The 1,750-nt window shown below is 35.7% G+C and carries 1 protein-coding gene; it reads right to left on the bottom strand.

All coding sequences use genetic code 11. The annotated features are described in order from the left end of the window. Positions 1-1,004: 1,004 nt before the first annotated feature. The coding region (locus VE944_RS00520; RefSeq protein ID WP_324970852.1) for an ISAs1 family transposase at positions 1,005-1,750 on the bottom strand (746 nt) is incomplete at its 5' end.

Here is a 1,750-nt window from a genome sequence, read left to right as displayed (position 1 = left end):
CAAACTCTCCGTTTTGAAGCGTTTGTAAGCTCAATAGCTGCTCTTTTTTAACTTCAGCTTAGTTATCTTTATTTTCTTGACGCAAACTACTTGCTGTCTTTTCGCTTTCAAACTATAATATTTTCAAGGTTCGGTTCACCTTAAAGCGTCGCTTTTGTTCGCTCCGCTTCAGGCACTTATTCAATATAACGAACACAACTCCTTGTGTCAACTCTTTTTCCAAAAATATTTTGGAACCACTTTTGATTCCCCCTGAAACTCCCCACACTGCCCGCTTCTAGGCAACAATGGTTTATGCACTATGGTGACGAAACAAGGGGGAAGCGTGAATTTTCAGTCCGTTATAGCTTTATTACATCAATGTTTTGCTTTATATAAACGTGAATATCACAGCCTCGTCGTCAGATAGGAACGTCAAAAGGTTTGTTTTGGTGAATTTTATAGACCTCGCTACCGTCGATATTTAAATTAAGAGTAATCCAAGGAAAAAATGATCCAAAACTAGGGATATTGAGAGAGTAATGTCCAGCACTTACCCCTTATGGTATTTTTCTGCGTAAAGGAGGCGAGTTATAGCGGTATGCATTTGAATGAGATACGAACTTGTGTACTATAGGTTTGATTTACTGAATTCAAGAGTTACTTGGAAGACCTGATACTGGCTCTACGTATTCAGTGATCCAATAGCAACAATGAGTAAACCAGTGATGAATATCTTGAAGAGAGACTTGTTGAAAAGCCCTGTTAATCAGGGCAAACGCATCTTATTTACTAATAAAAACTCGGGAAGGTTTAAAAATGACATAGAGAATTGTAAAAATTGCTGGTATGATAAGTAAAGTAAATCAAGTATTTTCCTAAAATGTGAGTTAGCTTATCTTTAACTGAATGACTAATCATTAATACTAAAATAATTCAATTATGGGATACACAAAATTATATCTACCTAGAGAATAAATAAAACTTTTATGTAAAATATTAAGCTCAAGTTTGGATGCAGTATTTTAAGCTAACGCTAAAATACTTAGTAAATATTTGTTATCCATCGCCGCGAGAAACTGTTTATTTTTGATTCCACGTTTGACAGGCTTCTCTTGAGTTAAAAGATTGACTGCAATATGTCTGAGAATTGCAAAATTCTGTGGAGCATTATCTTTTCTAATCCGACAGTCATCTTCTCTTAAAGCAATATCCAATAGCCAATGCAATGAATTTTCAATTCCCCAATGACTGCGAATAGAATTACCAAACTGTTTAGCATTTGACTTAAGGCTACTGATAAAATAGCGAGTTTCAACCGTTGTTTCACCATTCAATGAACGGACAGATCCTACCATGCCAACACTATTAAAGTTTGACCAAATTGAATCTGCGTTAAGCCGAGATTCAATTCGAGATAACATTACGTAATTGCGGATTTCATGACGACCATGCCCTGTTTCTTCTGTTTTATATGTGCTGTATTCAATCCCCTCAAAGCCTGTGGCTATCCCGGAAGCGAATAGTTTTTCGACTTCATCATAAAGATTTCCTTGATTCTTCTTTAACGCAATGACATAATCTGCATTTTGCTGTGTTATTAGCTTCACAATCTCTTTTTGACAGCCAATTGCATCAATTGTCACAATACATCCTGACAGTTCTAATACCTTTAATAACTCTGGAATTGCTGTAATCTCATTTGATTTTTTATCTACTTTTATTTGTCCCAGCACTAATTTATTCATAGTTGCCCACGCACTCACCATTT

The organism is Nostoc sp., from assembly GCF_035638895.1.
GTDB lineage: Bacteria > Cyanobacteriota > Cyanobacteriia > Cyanobacteriales > Nostocaceae > Nostoc.
Note: the sequence above shows the minus strand (reverse complement) of the source record. Positions and strands in the feature narration are given on the sequence as shown.